15 protein-coding genes are annotated in these 19,796 nt (G+C 73.3%); 8 read left to right on the top strand and 7 right to left on the bottom strand.

Translation table 11 applies throughout. The annotated features are described in order from the left end of the window. Together ACWF94_RS09760 and ACWF94_RS09765 are read right to left on the bottom strand one after the other, a co-directional pair. Positions 1–1,741, bottom strand: a 1,741-nt coding sequence (locus ACWF94_RS09760) for an alpha-amylase family glycosyl hydrolase (protein ID WP_453486411.1), incomplete at its 3' end; no start/stop codon positions are given. Between the two features lie 366 nt (positions 1,742–2,107). After that, a complete protein-coding gene (locus ACWF94_RS09765) occupies positions 2,108–3,397 on the bottom strand; it encodes an ABC transporter substrate-binding protein (RefSeq protein WP_453486413.1) in 1,290 nt (429 codons plus the stop codon). A 339-nt stretch (positions 3,398–3,736) separates the two neighbouring features. Between ACWF94_RS09765 and ACWF94_RS09770 the strand changes: the two genes are divergently transcribed. Genes ACWF94_RS09770 through ACWF94_RS09780 form a run of 3 tightly spaced genes read left to right on the top strand, consistent with a single transcriptional unit; the run spans position 3,737 to position 7,336 of the window. Continuing rightward, positions 3,737–4,261 carry a PadR family transcriptional regulator gene (locus ACWF94_RS09770; protein WP_453486414.1) on the top strand — a complete coding sequence of 175 codons (525 nt, stop codon included), beginning with the start codon at positions 3,737–3,739 and terminating at the stop codon, positions 4,259–4,261. Continuing rightward, positions 4,258–5,028: an ABC transporter ATP-binding protein gene (locus ACWF94_RS09775; protein WP_453486416.1), complete on the top strand. Its 771-nt coding sequence runs from the start codon at positions 4,258–4,260 to the stop codon at positions 5,026–5,028. The genes ACWF94_RS09770 and ACWF94_RS09775 overlap by 4 nt, the downstream gene beginning before the upstream one ends. Before the next feature lie 4 nt (positions 5,029–5,032). Then, the gene (locus ACWF94_RS09780; RefSeq protein ID WP_453486418.1) at positions 5,033–7,336 is read left to right on the top strand and encodes an ABC transporter permease; all 2,304 of its coding nucleotides are present in this window, start codon (positions 5,033–5,035) and stop codon (positions 7,334–7,336) included. A 33-nt stretch (positions 7,337–7,369) separates the two neighbouring features. On the opposite strand, the gene ACWF94_RS09785 is transcribed toward ACWF94_RS09780, so the two are convergent. Both ACWF94_RS09785 and lnt read right to left on the bottom strand, forming a co-directional pair. After that, the gene (locus ACWF94_RS09785) at positions 7,370–7,855 is read right to left on the bottom strand and encodes an NUDIX hydrolase (protein WP_453486420.1); all 486 of its coding nucleotides are present in this window, start codon (positions 7,853–7,855) and stop codon (positions 7,370–7,372) included. 105 nt (positions 7,856–7,960) lie between these two features. Next, entirely contained in the window at positions 7,961–9,586 is a 1,626-nt protein-coding gene (gene lnt, locus ACWF94_RS09790) for an apolipoprotein N-acyltransferase (protein WP_453486422.1), read from the bottom strand. 380 nt (positions 9,587–9,966) lie between these two features. Here lnt and ACWF94_RS09795 point away from each other — a divergent pair, with 380 nt between their 5' ends. Next, positions 9,967–11,076, top strand: a complete 1,110-nt coding sequence (locus ACWF94_RS09795) for an O-antigen ligase family protein (protein ID WP_453486424.1) — start codon at positions 9,967–9,969, stop codon at positions 11,074–11,076. 213 nt (positions 11,077–11,289) lie between these two features. Here ACWF94_RS09795 and ACWF94_RS09800 read toward each other — a convergent pair whose 3' ends face one another. Both ACWF94_RS09800 and ACWF94_RS09805 read right to left on the bottom strand, forming a co-directional pair. Beyond that, entirely contained in the window at positions 11,290–11,859 is a 570-nt protein-coding gene (locus ACWF94_RS09800; RefSeq protein ID WP_453486426.1) for a hypothetical protein, read from the bottom strand. Positions 11,860–11,951: 92 nt separating this feature from the next. Continuing rightward, positions 11,952–12,797, bottom strand: a complete 846-nt coding sequence (locus tag ACWF94_RS09805; RefSeq protein WP_453486427.1) for a glutamate racemase — start codon at positions 12,795–12,797, stop codon at positions 11,952–11,954. Between ACWF94_RS09805 and ACWF94_RS09810 the strand changes: the two genes are divergently transcribed. Next, positions 12,796–13,980, top strand: coding sequence for a glycosyltransferase (locus ACWF94_RS09810; RefSeq protein WP_453486429.1), 1,185 nt, complete (start codon positions 12,796–12,798; stop codon positions 13,978–13,980). The two genes, ACWF94_RS09805 and ACWF94_RS09810, sit on opposite strands and share 2 nt — an antisense overlap. A gap of 36 nt (positions 13,981–14,016) precedes the next feature. Here the strand turns inward: ACWF94_RS09810 and ACWF94_RS09815 are convergent, their stop codons facing one another. Then, positions 14,017–15,318: a TerD family protein gene (locus ACWF94_RS09815; protein ID WP_453486431.1), complete on the bottom strand. Its 1,302-nt coding sequence runs from the start codon at positions 15,316–15,318 to the stop codon at positions 14,017–14,019. Positions 15,319–15,595: 277 nt separating this feature from the next. On the opposite strand from ACWF94_RS09815, the gene ACWF94_RS09820 reads away from it, so the two are divergent. From ACWF94_RS09820 to ACWF94_RS09830, 3 genes are all read left to right on the top strand, one after another. Further along, a complete protein-coding gene (locus tag ACWF94_RS09820; protein WP_453486433.1) occupies positions 15,596–16,057 on the top strand; it encodes a DUF6643 family protein in 462 nt (153 codons plus the stop codon). 401 nt (positions 16,058–16,458) lie between these two features. Further along, entirely contained in the window at positions 16,459–17,067 is a 609-nt protein-coding gene (locus ACWF94_RS09825; protein WP_453486434.1) for an Rv1733c family protein, read from the top strand. Between the two features lie 216 nt (positions 17,068–17,283). Then, positions 17,284–19,704, top strand: coding sequence for a right-handed parallel beta-helix repeat-containing protein (locus ACWF94_RS09830; RefSeq protein WP_453486436.1), 2,421 nt, complete (start codon positions 17,284–17,286; stop codon positions 19,702–19,704). Positions 19,705–19,796: the final 92 nt, after the last annotated feature.

The following is a 19,796-nucleotide window of genomic DNA, read 5'->3' on the forward strand; positions in this document are numbered from 1 at the left end:
GGGAGGCGGGCCCGCCGTCCCGCCGGGCGGCGGGCCGTGGGCCGGGGAGATCGTCGGCCTGCCACCACGCCGCCGAGTTCCCCGCGAGAGTGCCGGGCGCGCACGGGCCGCTGGTGAGCAGCGGTGTGCCCGCGACCGGCGCCGGGGCCGGCTGGTCGCGGAAGTTGACCGCGCACACCAGGCCGTCCCGGCGCGCGAACGCGAGGACTCCGGGCGGGGCTTCGAGCCGGCGCGGGACGCCGTCGCCGGGGCGGTGGAACCTCCGGCGTACGACGAGAGCGCTGCGGTAGAGGTGCCAGAAGGATCCGGTGTCGTTGAGCGCCCGGTCGGTGGGGTGTTCGGCGAACCAGCCGGGCTGGGGCAGCCAGGGCGGGGCTGAGGCGTCCGGGCCGGTGAAGCCGAACGGCGAGGCGTGACCGGACCACGGCAGCGGCACACGGCAGCCGTCGCGCACATACTGACGGCTGCCGGCCCTGCGGAAGATGGGGTCCGTCAGCGCCTCGCCGGGCAGCTCCACCTCGGGCAGCCCCAGCTCCTCGCCCTGGTGGACACAGGCGGCTCCGGGCAGCGCCAGCATCAGCAGCGCGGCGGCCCTGGCGCGGGCCGCGCCCGCCACCGTGTCGGAGCCGTGGTGCCGGGTCGCCGAGCGCGCCCGGTCACCGTTGTCGAGCAGCCAGGTGACGGTCGACCCGGTGCCCGAGACATCGCGCATCGCATCGCCGATGGCCTTGCGGAAGGCGTCCTCGTTCCAGGGCGTGCCCAGCAGTGCGAAGGAGAACGCCTGGTGCAGTTCGCCGGGCCCGACACGGGCGGCCTCATCGGCGGGCGTCGGTAGGCGGAAGTCGCCGGCCAGCAGCCGTACGCGCCCGTCCCGCGCGGTGTAGGACTCGCACAGGGACCGCCAGCGCCGCCAGATCTCATGCACCTCGGGCCGGTCCCGGGCGAGGGGGCTGTCCGCCGCACGGGCGCGCTCGTCGGCCGCCGGATCGCCGGAGCCGGGCGGCCCGGGATGGTGGAGGAGGTCCGCCGCGCCCTCGATCCGGAAACCGTCCACACCTCGGTCGAGCCAGAAGCGCAGGACGCGGTCGAAGGAACGGACGACGCGTGGATCGCGCCAGTTGAGATCCGGCCGCCGGTGGCCGCGGAGGTGCAGATACCACTGTCCCGGGCGGCCGTCGGCCTCCGCGATCCGGGACCAGGCAGGGCCGCCGGACACGGACCGCCAGTCGTTGGGCGGCAGTTCACCCCCGGGCCCCCGTCCGGCGGCGAAGTGGAACAGCGACCTCGGGGCGCCGCCGGGTGCGGCGGCGAGGGCCTCACGGAACCAGCGGTGCTCACGGGAGCAGTGGTTCGGCACGAGGTCGATGACGACCCTGAGCCCGGCCTGCCGGGCGTCCGCGACCAGCCGGTCGAACTCCGCCAGATCGCCGTACGCGGGGTCGACGGCGCAGTGGTCGGCCACGTCGGAGCCGTCGTCGTGCCGGGGAGAGGGGTGGAAGGGGGTCAGCCGGATGCCGTCGGCCCCGAGCCTGCGGACGTACGGCAGCCCGGCCCGGACGCCGGCGAGATCGCCGATGCCGTCTCCGGTGCTGTCGAGGAAGCTGCGGACATGGATCCGATAGATCACCGCGTGGCGCCACCACGCTCCCGCTCCACCGTCCGTCCGCACGCGCGGTTGCCGTGACGCCGGCCGGAGACTGTCGCACGGGGTGTTGGTGTCCACTGCCGGGGCCATGAACATCCGTCACCGTCCTTCACAAGCGGCCATACATACATGTTAGGTAGATGGCGGCGAGCAACGTCAAGCCGTAGGAAGAAATTACGCCCAAACGTGAGGAGTTGATGCACCGACAGGCAGCTCGGAGTGCCGACCGGTTCGCCGTATGAGTATCTCGATACTCAACACGTAGGTAGATCCAGTCGTCCGGGCACGAGTACGGCGGGTACGGCCGGTACGGCCGGGATCGGGGCGCAGATCGGGCCGGGCGAGGTGGGGCGCGTCGAACCGGGCCTGGTCGGCCGGGACCCGGCCTGCCAGGTCCCGGAGAGGTCGGCAGAGTCCAGACGGGCCCGGCAGAGTCCAGGCGGGCCCGTGGGCAGACGCGGGCTACTCCCCGGACACCACAGCGCGCAGTTCGCGCTCCAGCCGGGCCAGCGCCGCCGCCGGGGTGATGCGCCCGGCGAGCGCGCTGTGGGTGATCGCGGCGATCGCCAGGTTCATCTGCTCGTACTGCACATGCTTGGTCCGCACCCGGGCCGTGCGGACGCTCTCCGCGAGCACCGGCAGATACGGGAAGCGGCGGACCAGGCCGGCGTCCCGGTACAGCGACGCCCAGACGGGGGGCAGCGCGCCCTCGGTGAGGACCCGGCGCTGCACATGTTCACTGAGGAGGTAGGCCATGAGGTCGGCGGCGGACGCGGGGTGCCGGGACCGGGAGTTGACGGCGAGGTTGGAGCCGCCGAGCACCCCCGTGCCGGGACCGGCGGGTCCCGGCAGCGGGACGGCGCCGAACTTGCCTGCGATGCGCGACCCGGGGGCGGAGGCCATCACATGCACATAGGGCCAGTTGCGCAGGAAGAGCAGCTTTCCGTCCTGGAAGGCCGTACGGGAGTCCTCCTCCTTGTAGGTCAGCGACTCCTTCGGGATCCAGCCCTCCTTGACACCCCTGGTCAGAAAGGACAGCCCCGCCAGCGCCTCGGGCGAGTCGACCGTCACCCGGCCGTTCCCCTCGACGAGGGAGCCGCCCGCCGACTGGATCGCCTCCGTGACATTGACCGTCAGCCCCTCGTACGGCAGGAACTGGCCCGCGTAGCCGCCCATCCGGTACTTCCGGGAGAGCGAGGAGGCCACCTCGGCCAGCTCGTTCCAGGTGCGCGGCGGCCTGACGCCCTCGCGGTCCAGGATGTCCTTGCGGTAGAAGAGCAGCCCGGCGTTGGTGACATAGGGCACGGCGTAGAGCCTGCCGCCGTAGGTGGCCGTGTCGATGACGGAGGGCAGCAGCCGGTCCAGCGGGAGTCCCCGGGGGTCGACCGGGGCGATCCAGCCGCGCCCGGCGAACTCGGCGGTCCACGCCACATCGATGTTGAGGATGTCGAACCGGCTCCCCGCGCGCAGGCTGTCCTGCATCTGGGCGTGCACCTCGTCGGCCGCCTCGGGCAGTTCGACCAGCCGGGCCTCCTCGCCGGGGTGCGTACGGTTCCACCCCTCAAGCACATCGCGGAGATAGCCGGTGAGATCGCGGCCGGTCGCGATGGTCAGCGGACCCCGGCCGCCGGGCGCGACGGCGGACCGTTCGCGGTCCGCGCCGGGCCCGGCGACGGCCGCCAGCAGTACGGCCGACGCGAGAAATGCCCTGCCTGCCGCCCACGTCCACGTCCACGTCCCCGCCCACCGCATCAGTCGATGTCCTCTCCGTGTGCCGGTCGGTGTGCCGATCCGAGTGCCGGTCCCCGTACCGGAACGGGTGCCCGTCCGGCTGCCGGTCCCGGTGCCGGGCGGTGTGCCATCGGTACTCCGATCCCGGTGCCGGGCGGTGTGCCCTTCCGTGCTCCGATCCTGCCCGCCGAGGGTCGGGGCGGGTGCCCGGCCCGTGCGCCCCCGGCCCGGTCCGTGATAGTTCCGTACCAGGCATCATGGAGGTCCACAGGCCGACATGGTGTCTGGAAGTACAGATTCACTGCCCCCGAGCGCGGAGTGTCCGGGCAGACCACACGACCCAGGAGGGAACGCGGCACCGTGCGTCTTCATCTGCTGGCGCTGCTCGCCGGTGGTCCCGCCCACGGCTATGAGCTGAGACAGGCTCTGGAGAAACTCCTGGGCGCGGCGTACCCTCAGCCGAACATCGGTCAGATCTATGTCACTCTGGGCCGACTCGAACAGGCGGGGCTCATCGAGGGCAGGCATGTGAGCCAGTCGGACCGGCCGGACAAGCGGATCTTCGCGATCACGGACGCGGGACGGGAAGCGGTGGACGCCTGGTACGAGACGCCTTCCGACGCCCCCCGGGTGCGCGACGACTTCTTCATGAAGCTCGCGCTGGCCCACCGCACCGGCCGGGCGGACCAGATCGGACTGATCAACAAGCAGCGACGGCACTATCTGAATCTGATGCGCGCGCTGTCCCGGATGGACACCGGGGGCGGTCCGGATTCCGGCGAGGGGCGGGAGAACCGCATCGCGAGTCTGCTGATCGAGGGGGCGACGTTGCATCTCCAGGCCGATCTGGACTGGTTGGAGCGATGTCAGGAGGAGCTGGAATGAGCAGCGGCGAAGGGGCCGCCGGGCCCTCAGGCCCCCCTCTGCTTCTGAGCGTCACCGGGCTGACCAAGAGCCATACGACCGACGGCAGCCGGGTGCGCGCGGTCCACGATGTCCATCTGGAGGTGGCGCGCGGCGAGTTCATCGCGGTCACCGGCACTTCGGGCGCGGGCAAGTCGACCCTGCTGCATCTCCTCGCCGGTCTCGAACGCCCCGACAGCGGCACCATCACCCTCGACGGCCACCGGGTGGACGAACTCGGCGAAGCGCGCCTGGCGATGCTGCGGCGGCGCCGGATCGGTATCGTCTTCCAGTTCTTCAATCTCGTCTCGACGCTCACCGTGGCGGACAACATCGAGATGCCCGCGCTGCTCGCGGGCCGCGGTGCCCGGGAGAGCCGGGAAGCGGTCGGCGCGCTGCTGGCCGAACTGCGGCTTGAGGGCAAGGAGGACAGCCTGCCCGGCGATCTCTCCGGTGGCGAGCAGCAGCGGGTGGCGCTCGCGCGGGCGCTGGTGAACCGGCCGGATCTGCTGCTCGCCGACGAGCCCACGGGCAGTCTGGACAGCCGTGGCACCCGTGATGTGGTCCGGCTGCTGTCCTCGCTGCACCGGCAGGGCCAGACCATCGTGCTGGTCACCCATGACGCCCGGGTCGCCAGTGCGGCCGAGCGGGTGATCAGCTTCAGTGACGGCCGGATCATCGACGACACCCGGCTGTCCGACGGTGAGGGCGGCGACCCGGCCGCCGGCCTCGTAGAGCTGGCGGAGTAGGCCGGTGCGCGCCATCCTGCGCTGGGCCCTGACGGACCTGCGCACGCACCGGGGGCAGGCCGCCACGCTCGCGCTCGCGACGGCGGGCATCACCGCCGCGTTCCTGTTGTCGGCCGCGCTGCTGCAGTTCGCGGCGAGCCCCTGGCAGCAGTTGTTCACCGAGACCCGCGGCAACCATGTCTGGCTTCGGCTGGGCGAGACCGCCGACCCGCGCGGCCTGCGCGAACTCGACGGCGTCCGGCGGGTGTCGGGCCCCTACCCGACGGCGGCGCTCACGGTCACGGGCGGCTCCGCGACCGCCGCCCTGGAACTGCGCGCCACACCGGACGACGGGCCGGGCCCGGGTACGGCACGGCTGCTGACCGGCTCCCGGCTGAGCGGTGCCGAGGGCGAGATCGTCCTGGACAGCACGGCCGCCGAGGCGCTGTGGGTACGGCCGGGTGACCGGCTGTCCGTCCGGCAGGGCCCGCCGGGCGGGGAGTCGCTGCGGGTCGTGGGCATCGTGGCGACGTCGGAGGCCGGTTACGACGCGGGCGAGCGGCCGGGCATCGCCTGGACGTCACCGGCCACGGTCGGCCGGTACGGAGACGGGCCACGCGCGGGACAGACCGCGGGACTGCGCCTGGCCGACCCGGCGGACACCGACTTCGTCGTCCAGCAGGCCATCGCGTCCGTCGGCGCCGGGCAGGTCGTCAGCGTGTCGACGTGGCGGGAGGCGCGAGCCGCGTTCGCCGATGACAACCGGCTGCTCGGGCAGTTGCTCCGGGTCTTCGGCATCGGCGCGCTGCTCGCGGCGGCGATCGCCGTCACCGGAGGGGTCGGCGGCCGGGTGCTGGGCCAGCTCCGGGACATCTCGGCCCTCAAGGCCCTGGGGATGACTCCTGCCCAGGTCGCCGCGATGTTCCTCGGTCAGCACACGGCGCTGGCGCTGGTGGGGGTGGCGTCCGGATCGCTCGCGGTGCGGACGCTCGGCTCCCGGGTGCCGGGGCCCATCGGTGAGGCGGTGGCCTACAGCTGGGCCCTGCCGGGTGCCACCGGGGCGTACGCGGTCATCGGCGCGGCGACCGTCCTGGTGATCGCCGCCGCCACCGCGTTCGCCGCGTGGCGGGCGGCACGGGTGTCGCCGAGCCCCGCCGCCCGGACCGTCCGGCCCGCGCCCCGCAGGATCTCCCGGGCGGCCCGGGTCGCCCTGCGCCGGGGCGCGCCCCCGCAGTTGGTGCTGGGGTGGCGCGGAGCGGTCCACCGGCGGTCGCGTTTCGCGGCGAGTGTCGTCAGGCTCGCGGTGCCCGTCGTGCTGATCACGGTGGCGCTGTCGGCGATCGCGACCCTCGACGGCCTCGACGACGGCGACGGGACCCAGGTCAATCCGGCCGCGCCGCTCACCGTCCGGCGGGAGGGCGGACTCGACGCGCCCGCCGTGGCGCGGCTGACGGCGCACGAGAGGGTGCGCGCGGTGTTTCCGGCGGCCGAGGTCACCGCGTTGATCCCCGGCCAGACCCGGTCGGTGACCCTGCGGGGTCTTGGCACGCGCGGGCAGCCGTATCCGTTCGTGGCGGTGGAGGGCAGGGTGCCCGCCGCGTCCCATGAGGCGCTGGCCGGGCAGGGGCTGCTGGACGCCACCCGGGCCAGGGTGGGCCAGTGGGTGCGGCTCACGGTGGGCGGCACCCCCCACATCGTGCATATCGTGGGCCGTTCCATCGAGCCCGAGCACAGCGGTCTGGTCGTCACCACGACGCTGGACACCCTGAGGGAGAGCCGTACGGCCACCGACCCGCAGGCGTACGCCCTGCTGCTGCGGCCGGGTGCCGACCCTGACTCGGTCGCCCGTGAACTGTCGGCGGCCCTCCCGGGCGCCGATATCCGGCGCACCCCGCCCCCGGTCGCCTCGGCGGAGCTGGTGCGGCAGGTCCTGACCGGGCTCATCGGCGTACTCGCGCTGATCGCGGTGGCCGAACTGTCGGCATCGGTGAGTTCCGCCGTATGGCATCACTCCCGGGAGCTTCCCGCGCTGCGCGCCATCGGCCTGACGCCTCGTCAACTGGCTGGGGTCGTGGTCACCAACTGCGCGGTGACCGCGAGCGCCGCCGTCGTCATCGGGACGGCCACGGGTCTGCTGGTGGCACGCCCAGTGATCGACCTGGAGGGGAAGGCGAGCGGCGTCGGCGCGGGGATCGCCCAGCTCCCCACGGCGAACTCCCTGCTGCTGACCGGCGCGGGCCTGCTCGCCGCCGCGGTCGCCCTGGCCGTGGTGCCCTCCCTGCGGGCGGAACGCCGCCGTACGCCGGACCCGGCCCTGGCACAGGTGTGACGGGCACCCGGCGGTCCGTCGCGCCGTGGGAGGTCAGCCGGCCCCCGGCGCCGGACGGAACCACGCCGGGCCCTCGGCGAGGGACTGCGCGATCCGGAAGCGGGCGAACTCCCCCAGCTCCGGCATCGCGTCCATGGCGAACCACCCCACCTCCACCGACTCCTCGTCGTTCACCCGGGCCACTCCCCCGGTCGCGCGGCAGCGGAAGGTGACGTCCAGGTACTGGCAGCTGTCGCCGTTGGGGTAGACCACCGGTTGGGCCATCGCCTGGACGACGGCGACCCGCTCGGCGGCGCAGTGGACCGCGGTCTCCTCGTAGACCTCGCGCACCGCGGTCGTGGCGGGTTCCTCGCCCGGTTCGGGGATACCGCCGATGATCGACCATGCGCCGTTGTCGGCACGCCGCACGAGCAGCACCCGCCCCTCGTCGTCGAAGACGACGGCGCTGACGCCCGGCAGCAGCAGGAGCTGGTGACCGGCCGTGGCCCGGATCTCGCGGATGAAGTCGGGAGTTGCCATGGCTCCGACCCTAAAGCGTGTTGCAGAAGACTGTGCCTGGGCAGGTGAGGGCCGGGTGCCGGCGGAAGCGGCACGCGCGCCCGAAGCCCGGCCGGTTCTTCGGTGCTACGCGGTGCCGGGGGCGCGGTCACCGGCAGCGGTCCGGCGAGCGCGACGGGCCCGTACCGCCTGGGTCAGGACCCTGCCCAGACCGCCCGCAGCGACCAGGAGCAGCGCGATCTCGGGCCAGACCCCGAGCCGGGTCGCCGGGGTCAGCGAGGAGCGCAGCGGCACCTCGGCGACCAGCGCGTCGGGGGTGAACAGCTCGGTCCGCTGCACGATCTTCCCGTCGGGCATGATGACGGCGCTGACCCCGCTGGTGACGGGCACCACGACCGACCGGCTGTGCTCGACGGCCCGCACCCGGTCCATCGCCAGTTGCTGATACGTCATCTCGCTGCGCCCGAAGGTGGCGTTGTTGCTGGGTACGGAGATGAGCTGGGCGCCCTGGGTGACGGTGTCCCGCACCATGTCGTCGAAGGCCGCCTCGAAGCAGGTGACAAGACCGACCTTGGTGCCCGCGAGATCGAAGACGCCGACCTTGTCGCCGGGGCCGAAGTCACGGCGCACCCGGTCGACGTCGGAGCTGAAGAGTCGGACGAAGGACCTCATCGGAATGTACTCGCCGAAGGGCTGCACATGGCGCTTGTCGTAGGTGGCGACGGGTCCGTTCCGGGGGTCCCATTCGATGAGGGTGTTGCGGAGCTTGCCGGTCTCGGGGGTGATGACCGCGCCGACGACGGTGGGGACACCGATGGCGCGGACGGCGTTGTCGATGACCTGGCGGGCGTCGGGGTTGCGGTAGGGGTCGAGGTCCGATGAGTTCTCCGGCCACAGGACGAAGTCCGGCTTCTGGGCCCGGCCCGCCTTCACATCGGCGGCGAGCTGCTCGGTGCGGCGGGCATGGTTGTCGAGGACCGCGCGGCGCTGCTCGTTGAAGTCCAGCCCCAGGCGGGGCACATTTCCCTGGATCGCGGCGACGGTCGCGGTGCCGTCCTCGGCGGAGGCGTCGACGAGGGGCAGTGCCGCGAACGCGGCCGTCACCGGGACGAACACCGTGAGCAGGGCGGCGGCGAGGGGGCCGCGCGGGAGTTCGCCCGTACGCCGGCGAGCGATGCCCAGCCGGACGGCCTCGTACAGTCCGAAACCGCACAGGACGACGGCGAAGCCGAGGACCGGTGTGCCGCCCGCCGCGGCGAGCGGCAGGAACACACCGTCCGCCTGGCCGAAGGCGATCTTGCCCCAGGGGAATCCGCCGAAGGGCACCCGGGCGCGGACGGCCTCGCCCAGGATCCAGACGGCGGCAGCCCACACCGGCCACACCGGAAGCCGGGTGACGGCGGCGATGCCCAGGCAGGCGAGGCCGATGAACAGGGCTTCCACCGCTGCCAGCGCCACCCACGGCACCGGACCGACCTCCTCACCGGTCCAGCTGAGCAGCGGCAGCAGAAAGCCGAGGCCGGCGAGCCAGCCGAGACCGAACGCGGGACGTGGCCCGCGTCCGTGCAGAGTCCAGCCGAGGAGGGCGAAGGCGGGGAGCGCCAGCCACCACAGCGGCCGTGGCGGAAAGCTCAGACAGAGCAGTACGCCGGCGAGTGCGGCGGCCCCCGGCCGGACGAGCCGCCGCAGCGGCGACCGGCGTGCGGTGGAGGCGGGCTGCGGGGTGTCGACGGGGGTGACGGTGGCGCTCACCTGCCGGAGTCTACGGCGCGGGGGTGCCCGTACGGCATCCCGGGCTCTGGACCGGGGGTCGGGGCCCGGCGGCCGGGGGCGTCCGGTGAACCGCGCGGGCCCGGCGGACCACGCCGCGCGGACGGGCGGGCCCACAGGGCGGACGGGCGCACGGACGGACCGGCAGGCGCACGGACCGGCAGGCAGGCAGGCGGGCGGTCAGACAGGCGCGCGGACAGGGAGGGCCGACAGGCGGACCCTCCGAATCCACGTCCGAGGTGATGTTCCTGTGCAACCCATCCACAAACCCGTGTCTCTGCCGTTACCGTTGCGCCAGCCTGGTCGTCCGCTCCGGTTCGGGGCGGAGCGGCGTGGTTGTCACAGATCGGGGGGTCTGCGGGATGACGGCACCGGACAGGCGGGCCGGGGCGCGGGAGCGGAGCGTCGGAACGGACACCGGTGGTGTCGTGGTCCTCACCGCGTGTGCCGTGTGGTCGCTGGTCAGCGCCATGGGCCGGGACGCGCGGCCCGAGGGTGTGCTGCTGGCCGTGTTCGCCGTCGCCGCCGGATACGCCTGCGGCCGGATGGTGGGCACCCTGCTTCCGGTGGCCGCCGCCGCCACGGCATCGCTGGCCGCGCTCACTCTGGTGCTCGCCTCGCGCGACGGCGTCCCCGGGACCCCGGTGGGTGTTCCCGGGCAGCCCGGGGACACCGGGGCGACCGCCGCCCTGCTGGTGCTCTCCGCGGGCTCGGCCTGCTGCGCTGCCGCCGCCGCCCGCCCCCCGGCGCTGCGGCTGGGGCTGCGGCTGCTGGCACTCGCCGTCGCGGGCACGGCGCTCGCCGTGGGCTCCGCCGCCGGTTTCGCGGCGGCGTCCGCTGTTCTGCTCTGCTCGCTGGCGACGGCGCGGATACGGCGGCGCGCGGTCGCGCTCACCGGTCTGGCGCTCGTGGCCGGCCTGGCGGTCGCGATGACCTGGGGTGTGGCACGGAACGCGCTGCCGGACGGGCTCGCCCATTCCCTGGAGGGTCAGCTCACCCACCGCCGGGTGACCCTCTGGCAGGAGGCGGCGGCGCTCGCCGAGAGCGACCCGCTGCGGGGAGTGGGCCCCGACCGCTTCGGCACCCTGAGTGCCACGGCCCAGCAGTCGGCGGCCACGAACGGCAAACCGCACTCGGCCGTGCTCCAGCAGGCGGCCGAGCAGGGTGCCGTGGGACTCGCGCTGCTGGCTACTGCATTCGGGTGGATTCTCTACGGCCTGTGGCGTTCCCCCCGCGCCACCCCGGTCGTGCTGAGCGCGGGCGCGGCCCTCACCGCGCTGGCGGTGCTGGCCACCCTGGGCAACGCGCTGAGCTTTTCCCCGGTGACCGCCGGGGCGGGCCTGCTCGCAGGCGTGGCGACGGCCCGCGTGACCGTCCCGGGCACCCCGGAAGCGGGCGTACGCCCCTCGCTCCCCGGCACTCCGAGCCCCCGCCTGGGGGTACCACCCAGGCGAAGCCCTGGGGGAGATTGAGGCGCCGGGGTATCTCCACGCCTCCGGGGCTGAGCCCCGGCAGCGGCACGGCGGAACGCGGCAAGGGGAGAAACCTCGCAGGGCACCCTTCGGGGCGGCACCCCGGACTCAGACGTGCGCAGGACTCAGAGCTGTCGCAGGACTCAGGCGTGCGCGGGACTCGGACATGTCGCAGGACTCAGACGTACGCGGGACTCGGACCTGCGCAGAACTTCAGACCTGCGCGGGTGTCCCCGACCCCGGACGGAGCCGGTCCCGGATGGCCCGTACCGCCGCCTCCGCGTCATCCACCGTCACGGTGAACTCCTTGCCGTCCCCCAGAGTGACCACCACTCCCTCGCCCCGGCGCACCACGACGGCCGTCCCCTTCTCCGGCCGCCAGCGGTAGCCCCAGCCACCCCACTGCCGGGGGGTGACCGACGGCGCGAATTCGGCGCCCACCACATGGGAGAGCGGAATCCGCCGGCGCGGCAGCCCCATATGGCCGCAGCGCACCTCGACGGCGTCACTGTCGACCTTGACCGCCACATGGACGAAGGCGACGGTGCCGTAGAGCATCAGCAGGCCCGCGGCCACACAGCCGATGACGGACATCAGCAGCGGAGCTATGCCGGAGGCCCACGACGATTCGACGGCCAGTTCGATGCCGAGCGCTATGAAGGCGGCGCCCGCGATCGCGAGCAGCCACTGCATGCGATTGGTCGCCCGGCCGGTCCACACCGCGGGCGCGGGGTCCACGGGGAGCCCGGGTGGCGGCGTCATCTCGTCGGAGTGGTCCCTCATGCCAGCAGAGTACCGAGCTTCCCGGCACGCGGCACCGACTCCGTCCAGGGATCATGTACGGGTGACGAAGCCCACCGGGAGGCCGGTCACGGTCAGTGCGCGGCGGTGACTTCCTGGAGCAGCCGGGACTCGGGATAGCTCAGCGCCTGGGCCGGGAGCGCGGACTCCCGGCCGCTGAGGATCACGGTGAGCCGGCCGCGTACGGCGGTGTGCGGGGCGGCGCCGGTGAGGGGCGGTGCGCCGATGCGCCGCAGGGCCTGTGCGGCGACCGCGGCGGCCGAGCCGTGCAGGGCGACGGGGTGTCCGACCGCGGCCCTGATGCGCTCGGCGACCAGTTCGTAGTGGGTGCAGCCCAGGACGACGGCCCTGACCCCGGCGGGGGTGCGCGCCGCCGCCGCGGCGATCGCCCGGTCGACGGCGGCGCTGTCGGCGCTCTGGACTGCGTCCGCGAGACCGGGGCAGGGCACCTCGGTGACGGCGGCGGATCCCGCGAACTCGCGGATGAGTCCGCGCTGGTACGGGCTGCCGGTGGTGGCCGGGGTGGCCCAGATGGCGAGCGGGCCGCCATCGGCGGAGGCCGGTTTGATCGCGGGGACCGTGCCGATGACGGGGACGGCCGGTTCCAGTTCGGCGCGGAGCGCGGGCAGGGCGTGCACGGTCGCGGTGTTGCAGGCGACGATCAGCGCGTCGGGGCCGTGCGCGACGGCGGCCCGGCAGACGGCGAGGGCGCGTTCGGTGACATCGCCGGGCGTCCGGGGGCCCCAGGGCATGCCGTCGGGGTCGGACGACAGCACCAGATCGGCGTCCGGCCTGAGTCTGCGTACCGCGGCAGCCGCCGCGAGGAGTCCGATGCCGGAGTCCATGAGCGCGATCTTCACCCGGTCACCATAGTCGACAACCCTTGCGGCGCCCGCGCGGTGCGGCAGACTGCGGCACATGAGCGCCCTCGCCTGGACCGCCGTCGGATCACTGGCCGCATGGGGGTGGCTGCTGCTGGGGCAGGGCTTCTTCTGGCGCACCGACCAGCGGCTGCCGCCCCGAGCCGATCCGGGCTCCGGGGGCGGCTCCTGGCCCGCTGTCGCCGTCGTCGTGCCGGCCCGGGACGAGGCCGCGGTGCTGGGGGACAGCCTGCCCTCGCTGCTGGCCCAGGACTACCCGGGGCGTGCCGAGATCGTTCTGGTGGACGACGGCAGTTCGGACGGTACGGGGGAGCTGGCCCGCGCTCTGTCCGAACGGCACGGCGGGCTGCCGCTGAGCGTGGTCTCCCCCGGTGAGCCGGAGCCCGGCTGGACGGGCAAGCTGTGGGCGCTGCGGCACGGCATCGCGCGGGCGAGGGCGGGTGAGCCGGAGTATCTGCTGTTGACCGACGCCGATATCGCGCACGCCCCCGACTCGCTGCGCACGCTGGTGGCCTCGGCGCGCGGGAGCGGTCTCGACCTGGTGTCGCAGATGGCGCGGCTGCGGATCGTGAGCGGCTGGGAGCGGCTGGTCGTACCGGCGTTCGTCTACTTCTTCGGCCAGCTCTATCCGTTCCGCTGGGTCAACCGGCCGGGCGCCCGGACCGCGGCGGCGGCGGGCGGCTGTGTGCTGCTGCGCACCGACGCGGCCGAACGCGCGGACATTCCCGCGTCGATCCGGCACTCCGTCATCGACGATGTGTGGCTGGCGCGTGCCGTTCGCCGGTCGGGGGGCCGTATCTGGCTGGGGCTGGCCGACCGGGTGGACAGTGTGCGGCCCTATCCGGGGCTCGGGGAGCTGTGGCGGATGGTGTCGCGCAGCGCGTACGCCCAACTCCTGCACAGTCCGCCGCTGCTGGCGGTCGCGGTGCTGGGGCTGGCGCTGATCTATCTCGCGCCACCGGTCGCGCTGTGCGCCGGGGTGCTGGGAGGTGACGCCGTCGCGGGCTGGGCGGGCGGCACGGCGTGGGCGGTGATGACGGCGACGTATCTGCCGATGCTCCGCTACTACCGGCAGTCGCCGCTGCTCGCTCCGCTGCTGCCGTTCACGGCGCTGCTGTATCTGCTGATGACGGTCGATTCGGCGGTGCAGCACCACCGGGGCCGCGGCGCGGCCTGGAAAGGGCGTACCTACGCCCGTCCCGAGGCCGCGCCGGAACGCTGACCTGCCGTCGGGGGCAGCCGCGCCCCCAGCGGGCGGTCACTTGCGGCCGGGGGTCCAGTTCATGCCCCACCCGTAGGTGTGGTCCATGGTGCGCTGGGGGCTCACACCGCGCTCGGGTACCAGGAAGCGGGCCTCGCGCTGGACGACGAGGTCGGAGCCGGTGTTGGTGATCAGCGCAAGGGAGCAGACCGTCGAGGGGACGGTGCACTCGCCGAGCGAGAACTCGATGGGGGCGCCGTTCTGCGGCTGGAGGGTGACCGTCGCGTCGAGGTCGGCGAAGCTGCGCGCGCCTTCGTAGATGGTGACGAAGATGACGACGCGGCGGAGCTTGTCCTTGTGGTCGAGGTTGATGGTGAGGTTCTCGCCGGAGGTGCCGCCGGTGCGGTCGTCGCGGTCGAGATGGATGTACGGGGGGTCCTGGAGCGAGCCGTAGGAGTTGCCGAGGGCCTGGACGACCCCCTTGCGGCCGTCGGTGAGTTCGAAGAGCGCGCAGAGGTCGAGGTCGAGGTCGCCGTGCATGGCGATGGCGCGGCCGAGTTTGGCGCCCCAGCCCTTGAACTGCTTGCGGACCTGCCAGCTGAGGTTGACGCGCATGGCGCCGGATGTGCCGCCCTGTTTGGTGAGGGAGACGCTGGGTGTCTCCTTCGTCAGGGTCACCTTGGTCAGCCGGACGGGCGCGGCGGGTGCTGCGGGCGGGGCCGCGGGGGTGACCTGCGGCGGTGCGGGCGCGGCGGGGGTGACGGGGGCCGCCTGCGCGGGTGCGGCGGGGGCGGCCGGCGGCGCGGCGGGGGCGGGGGTGTCGTGCTGGGGCTCGTCGACGGAGATGCCGAAGTCCGTCGCCAGTCCTACGAGGCCCGAGCTGTAGCCCTGTCCCACCGCCCGGAACTTCCAGGCCCCTTGCCGCCGGTACAGCTCACCGAGCACGAAGGCCGTCTCGACGGTCGCGTCCCCGCTGTCGTAGCGGGCGATCTCGGCGTCGGACGAGGCGTCGAGGACCCGGATGGTGAGCCCGGGGACCTGGCCGAAGCTGCCGCTGTCGGCGGATGCGGCCAGCACGATCTTCTCGATCCCGGGCTCCACGCCCGCCAGGTCGACCCAGACCCGGTCCGTCACACCGCCGGTGACGTTCTGCTTGCCCTCGTGGCGTACGGCGCCGGAGGCGTGGGCCGGCTGGTTGTAGAAGATGAAGTCCTCGTCGGAGCGGACCTTCCCCGAACCGGAGTCGAGGAGGAGGGCGGAGGCGTCGACATCGGGCACCGATGGACCCGACCGCCACCCCAGTTCGACGCGGACCTGCTGCGCCGTCACCGGAGTATTTGCTCCTTTGAGCATGGACATGCTGGCCCCTGTCGTATGAGTCGGAGTGTCCGAAAACGTTCGCTGAGCGCCAACCTAACCTCCGCCGGGCCCTGCGCGCCCCTGCCGACCCACCCGTATCCCGGCTCCGGCCTGCTCTTTACCGGCCCCAGCCTGCTCTTTACACGATTCTTGCACTGTCGCGCGACCGATTTTCCCAGGTTCGCTCGCATTGGGGGTCGGCGCCCCTCGGCCTCCGCGGAAACAACCCTCATATCGGGCTCCCCTCAAAGCACATCGTGGGCTTAACTTAGGTGGCATGACCTCCCCCCGCTCCACCTACGGCGGTGGCTACTACTCCGCTCCGTCGTTCGCCGACACCCCGATCTACGACTCCCTGGTCGCAGAACGGGGCACGCCTCAGATCGCACCGATCCGAGTGCCCGCCGCCTATGACACCGGCAGCAGCTATCTGCCGGCGCTTCCCGCGGCGCTCCCGGCCCTTCCGGCGGGACCCTCGACGCCCCAGTACTCGTCCGCGTACGGCTATGCGCAGCAGGCGCCGCAGCCCGTACCGCTCCAGCAGGCGGCGGCTCCGTATCTGCCCCATCCGCAGCAGTCGGCGCAGCGGGGCTACCCGGGTCCCCAGGGCCAGCCGCAGCGGCCGGTGCCCCCCGGCGGCTACGAGGCGATGCGCCCGGCCGCCCGACCCGCGCCCGCCCCGGGTCCCGCGGGCTACCACGATCCGTACAACCGCCCGTATCCGGGCCAGGGTTACTGAGGGGGAGGCCGAAGGGGCCGCGCTTCCAGGACTGTTGCCGGCGTCCGCTCCCGGGCTCGTAGCCGGCGTCCCTTCGACGCCGGCCGGTCTCTGCCGCCTCCGGCCCGCACCCTCTCGACACCTGACGGTCGTTTTCGCGACTCCTTCCGTCAGTGTGCCCGTATGCCGCCCGCCGCTCCCGTCCGGCGCCTTCCGTCCGGCGCCCGGCCGCCCGTCATCCGGCCGCCCCTGCGGCGGAGTTCACACACCCGATGAGGTCCGGGGGAACCCTGGGGTGTGTCCGGTGCGTTGGACGGTCGAGGGCGTGGCGGGGCAGGGGTGACGACCTCCGCCCCGCCACGCACCTCGTGCATGTCCCGTGTGACACCGGGCTGTCACGGACGCGGAAGGGGGTGCGGGGAGTGGGAGCGGTCACCGGAGTCTGGCGCTGGCGGCACAATCCCCTCTGCCGGGCGACGGATCTCGCCGAGGCATGGGTGGCGCTCGTCGCCGTGCTGCTGCTGGTCCTCGCGGCGCCGGCGCTCGGCTGGATCTCCGGCAGCATGACCGACGAGTCGCTGCGGCAGCAGGCACGCCAGCAGACGCAGCAGCGCCGGCCGGTCACCGCGACGGTCGTCGGCCTCGCCCCGCCGGCCGGGACACCGGTGTACGACCCGGATGCCGCGAGCGCCCTCGACCGGCGGCAGCCCGTGATCGCCCGCTGGACCTCGGCGGACGGCGGGAGACACTCGGGCACGCTCTCGCCCCTGCTGAAGAACCCGCGGGCGGGCGACAGATTCACCCTCTGGACCGACGGCGAGGGCCGGGTGCTGAGCCGCCCCATGGACATGACGACCGTGCGGATCCACGCCGTGCTGGCGGGCATCGGCGCCGCGTTCTTCTCCGCCCTGCTGATCGAATGCGCGAGACGGCTGGTCCGCCGGCGCCTGGTCCGCCGGAGATACGAGCGGCTCGACCGCGCGTGGGCCGCCGCCGGGCCCGACTGGGGGCGCGCGGGCGCGGGCAGCTGACCTCGTGACTCGTCAACTACCGCCCCTCGCGCGCGCTACGGTGGTGCGAGCCCCTCGTGGGGCCGGGAACTGCCGTCCGGGCAGGGCGGAGCTGTCGGGCCCGCGCGGCCGACACCGGGCGTGCCGTACCCGGCACACGAGACAGGGCCCAAGGGGGCGTCCCCCTTCCTCCGAGGCGCAGCGGTACGGATCCCGAGGTGGGGGCAGAGCAGCACGATGGCACAGGGCACGGTCCAGGTGACCCACACCGGCACATCGCGGTGGCGGCGCCGCACGGGCGAGTACGCCTCTCTCGCGGCTGCTCTGGAGGCCGCGGGCGACGGCGACATCCTCACCGTCGCCCCCGGGACGTACCGGGAGAATCTCGTCGTCCAGCGGGCCGTCACGCTGCGCGGTCCCGAAGGGGCGCTCGGTTCGGTGCGTATCGCGCCCGCCGACGGTGTGCCGCTGACCCTGCGCGCGTCGGCGACGGTCCAGGACCTGCATGTGGAGGGCCAGGACACGACCGCGCCCGCGCTGCTGGTCGAGGACGGCACACCCGAGCTGATCGATGTGCGGATCTCCACCCGCTCGGCGGCCGGTCTTGAGGTGCGCGGCTCGGCCCGCCCCACGGTGCGCCGCTGCACCGTGGACAATCCTGCCGGTGTCGGCATAGCCGTGCTGGACGGCGCGGGCGGGGTCTTCGAGGAGTGCGAGGTCGTCTCGGCCGGGCAGTCGGGCATCTCGGTGCGCGACGGCGGGCACCCCCGGCTGGAGCGCTGCCGGGTGCATCACGCGTCGGGCGCGGGGCTGATGGTCAGCGGCGAGGGCAGCGGTCTGGAAGCCATCGGCTGCGAGGTGTACGAGATCAAGGGCACGGGGGTGCAGATCGTCTCGCGCGCCACCGCGCACCTCACCGACTCCAGTGTGCACCGCACCTCGGCCGACGGTGTCACCCTCGACACCGACGCCGTCCTCACACTCTCCGACTGCGATATCCACGACATCCCGGAGAACGCGATCGATCTGCGCTCCCGGTCCGTGCTGACCCTCACCCGCTCCACCGTCCGCCGCTTCGGGCGCAACGGCCTGTCGGTGTGGGACCCGGGCACCCGGGTGGACGCCAACCAGTGCGAGATACATGAGAGTACGGGCGACTACCCCGCCGTGTGGGTCAGCGACGGGGCGACGGCCGTACTGGACTCCTGCCGGGTCCACGATGTGCCCGACGCCCTGTTCGTCCTCGACCGGGGCTCGCGCGTCGATGTCGTCGACAGCGATCTCTCCCAGATCCGCAATACGGCGGTGTCGGTGAGCGACGGCGCGACCGCGCAGCTCGACGACTGCCGCATCCGGGAGGCGTCCACCGGCGCCTGGTTCCGCGACCACGGCAGCGGCGGCACACTGAACGGCTGTACCGTCGACGCCGCGCAGACCGGGGTCATCGTCACCAAGGGCGCCGACCCGGTGATCGAGCGGTGCACCGTCACCGCACCCGCCGAGGCCGGTTTCTATGTGTCGGCGGAGGGCCGCGGGACCTTCCGGAGCTGCCGGGTCACGGGCAGCGGGGGCTATGGCTTCCATGTGATGGACGGTTGCCGTACGACGCTGAGCCGGTGCCGGACGGAGCGGTGCGCGCGCGGCGGTTACGAGTTCGCGGAGCCCGCGCTGCTGGTCGTCGAGGACTCCACCAGCGACGAGAGCGGGGTGGGGCCCGCGGCCGAGCGGGGTGCGCCGGAGCCGGCGGCGGTGCTGACCGCGGTCCAGACCCCCGGGCTGCTGTCGGCGGTGCCCGCGCAGCCCTCCACTCCTGGGTCGCCGCCCGCGCAGGCGGCCCCGGAGGCACCCCGCGTCTCCGAGGACGTCCTCGGTGAACTGGACGCGCTGGTCGGCCTGGAGAGCGTCAAGCGCGAGGTCCGGTCGCTCACCAACATGATCGAGGTGGGCAGGCGCCGCAAGGAGGCGGGGCTGAAGGCGGCGTCCGTCCGGCGGCATCTGGTCTTCACCGGCTCCCCCGGCACCGGCAAGACGACCGTCGCCCGGCTGTACGGGGAGATATTGGCCTCCCTCGGGGTGCTGGAGCGCGGGCATCTCGTCGAGGTGTCCCGGGTGGATCTGGTCGGTGAGCACATCGGCTCCACCGCGATCCGCACCCAGGAGGCGTTCGACCGAGCGCGCGGCGGGGTCCTCTTCATCGACGAGGCATACGCGCTCTCCCCCGAGGACTCCGCGCGGGACTTCGGCAAGGAGGCCATCGACACCCTGGTGAAGCTGATGGAGGACCACCGGGAGGCGGTGGTGGTCATCGTCGCCGGGTACACGGCGGAGATGGAGCGGTTCCTCTCGGTCAACCCGGGGGTGGCCTCCCGGTTCTCGCGGACCATCACCTTCCAGGACTATCTGGCCGACGAACTGCTGCGGATCGTGGAACAGCAGGCCGAGGACCACGAGTACCGGCTCGCGGAGGGCACGGCCGAGGCGCTGCTGAAGTATTTCACCGCGCTGCCCAAAGGCCCGGCGTTCGGCAACGGCCGCACCGCGCGCCAGACCTTCGAGTCGATGGTGGAGCGGCACGCGGGCCGGGTCGCCGAGCTGACCGAGGTCAGCACCGACGACCTGACCCTGCTCTACTCGGACGACCTGCCCGAGCTGCCCTGACCGCGTCCGCTCCCCCGGGACTGCCGGTTCCGTCCAGGCCGCCGCCCGGCGACGGCCTGGGTGGGGATGGCCGGGAGCAGCCGGTCGAGCAG

Source organism: Streptomyces sp. NPDC055078, from assembly GCF_053607985.1.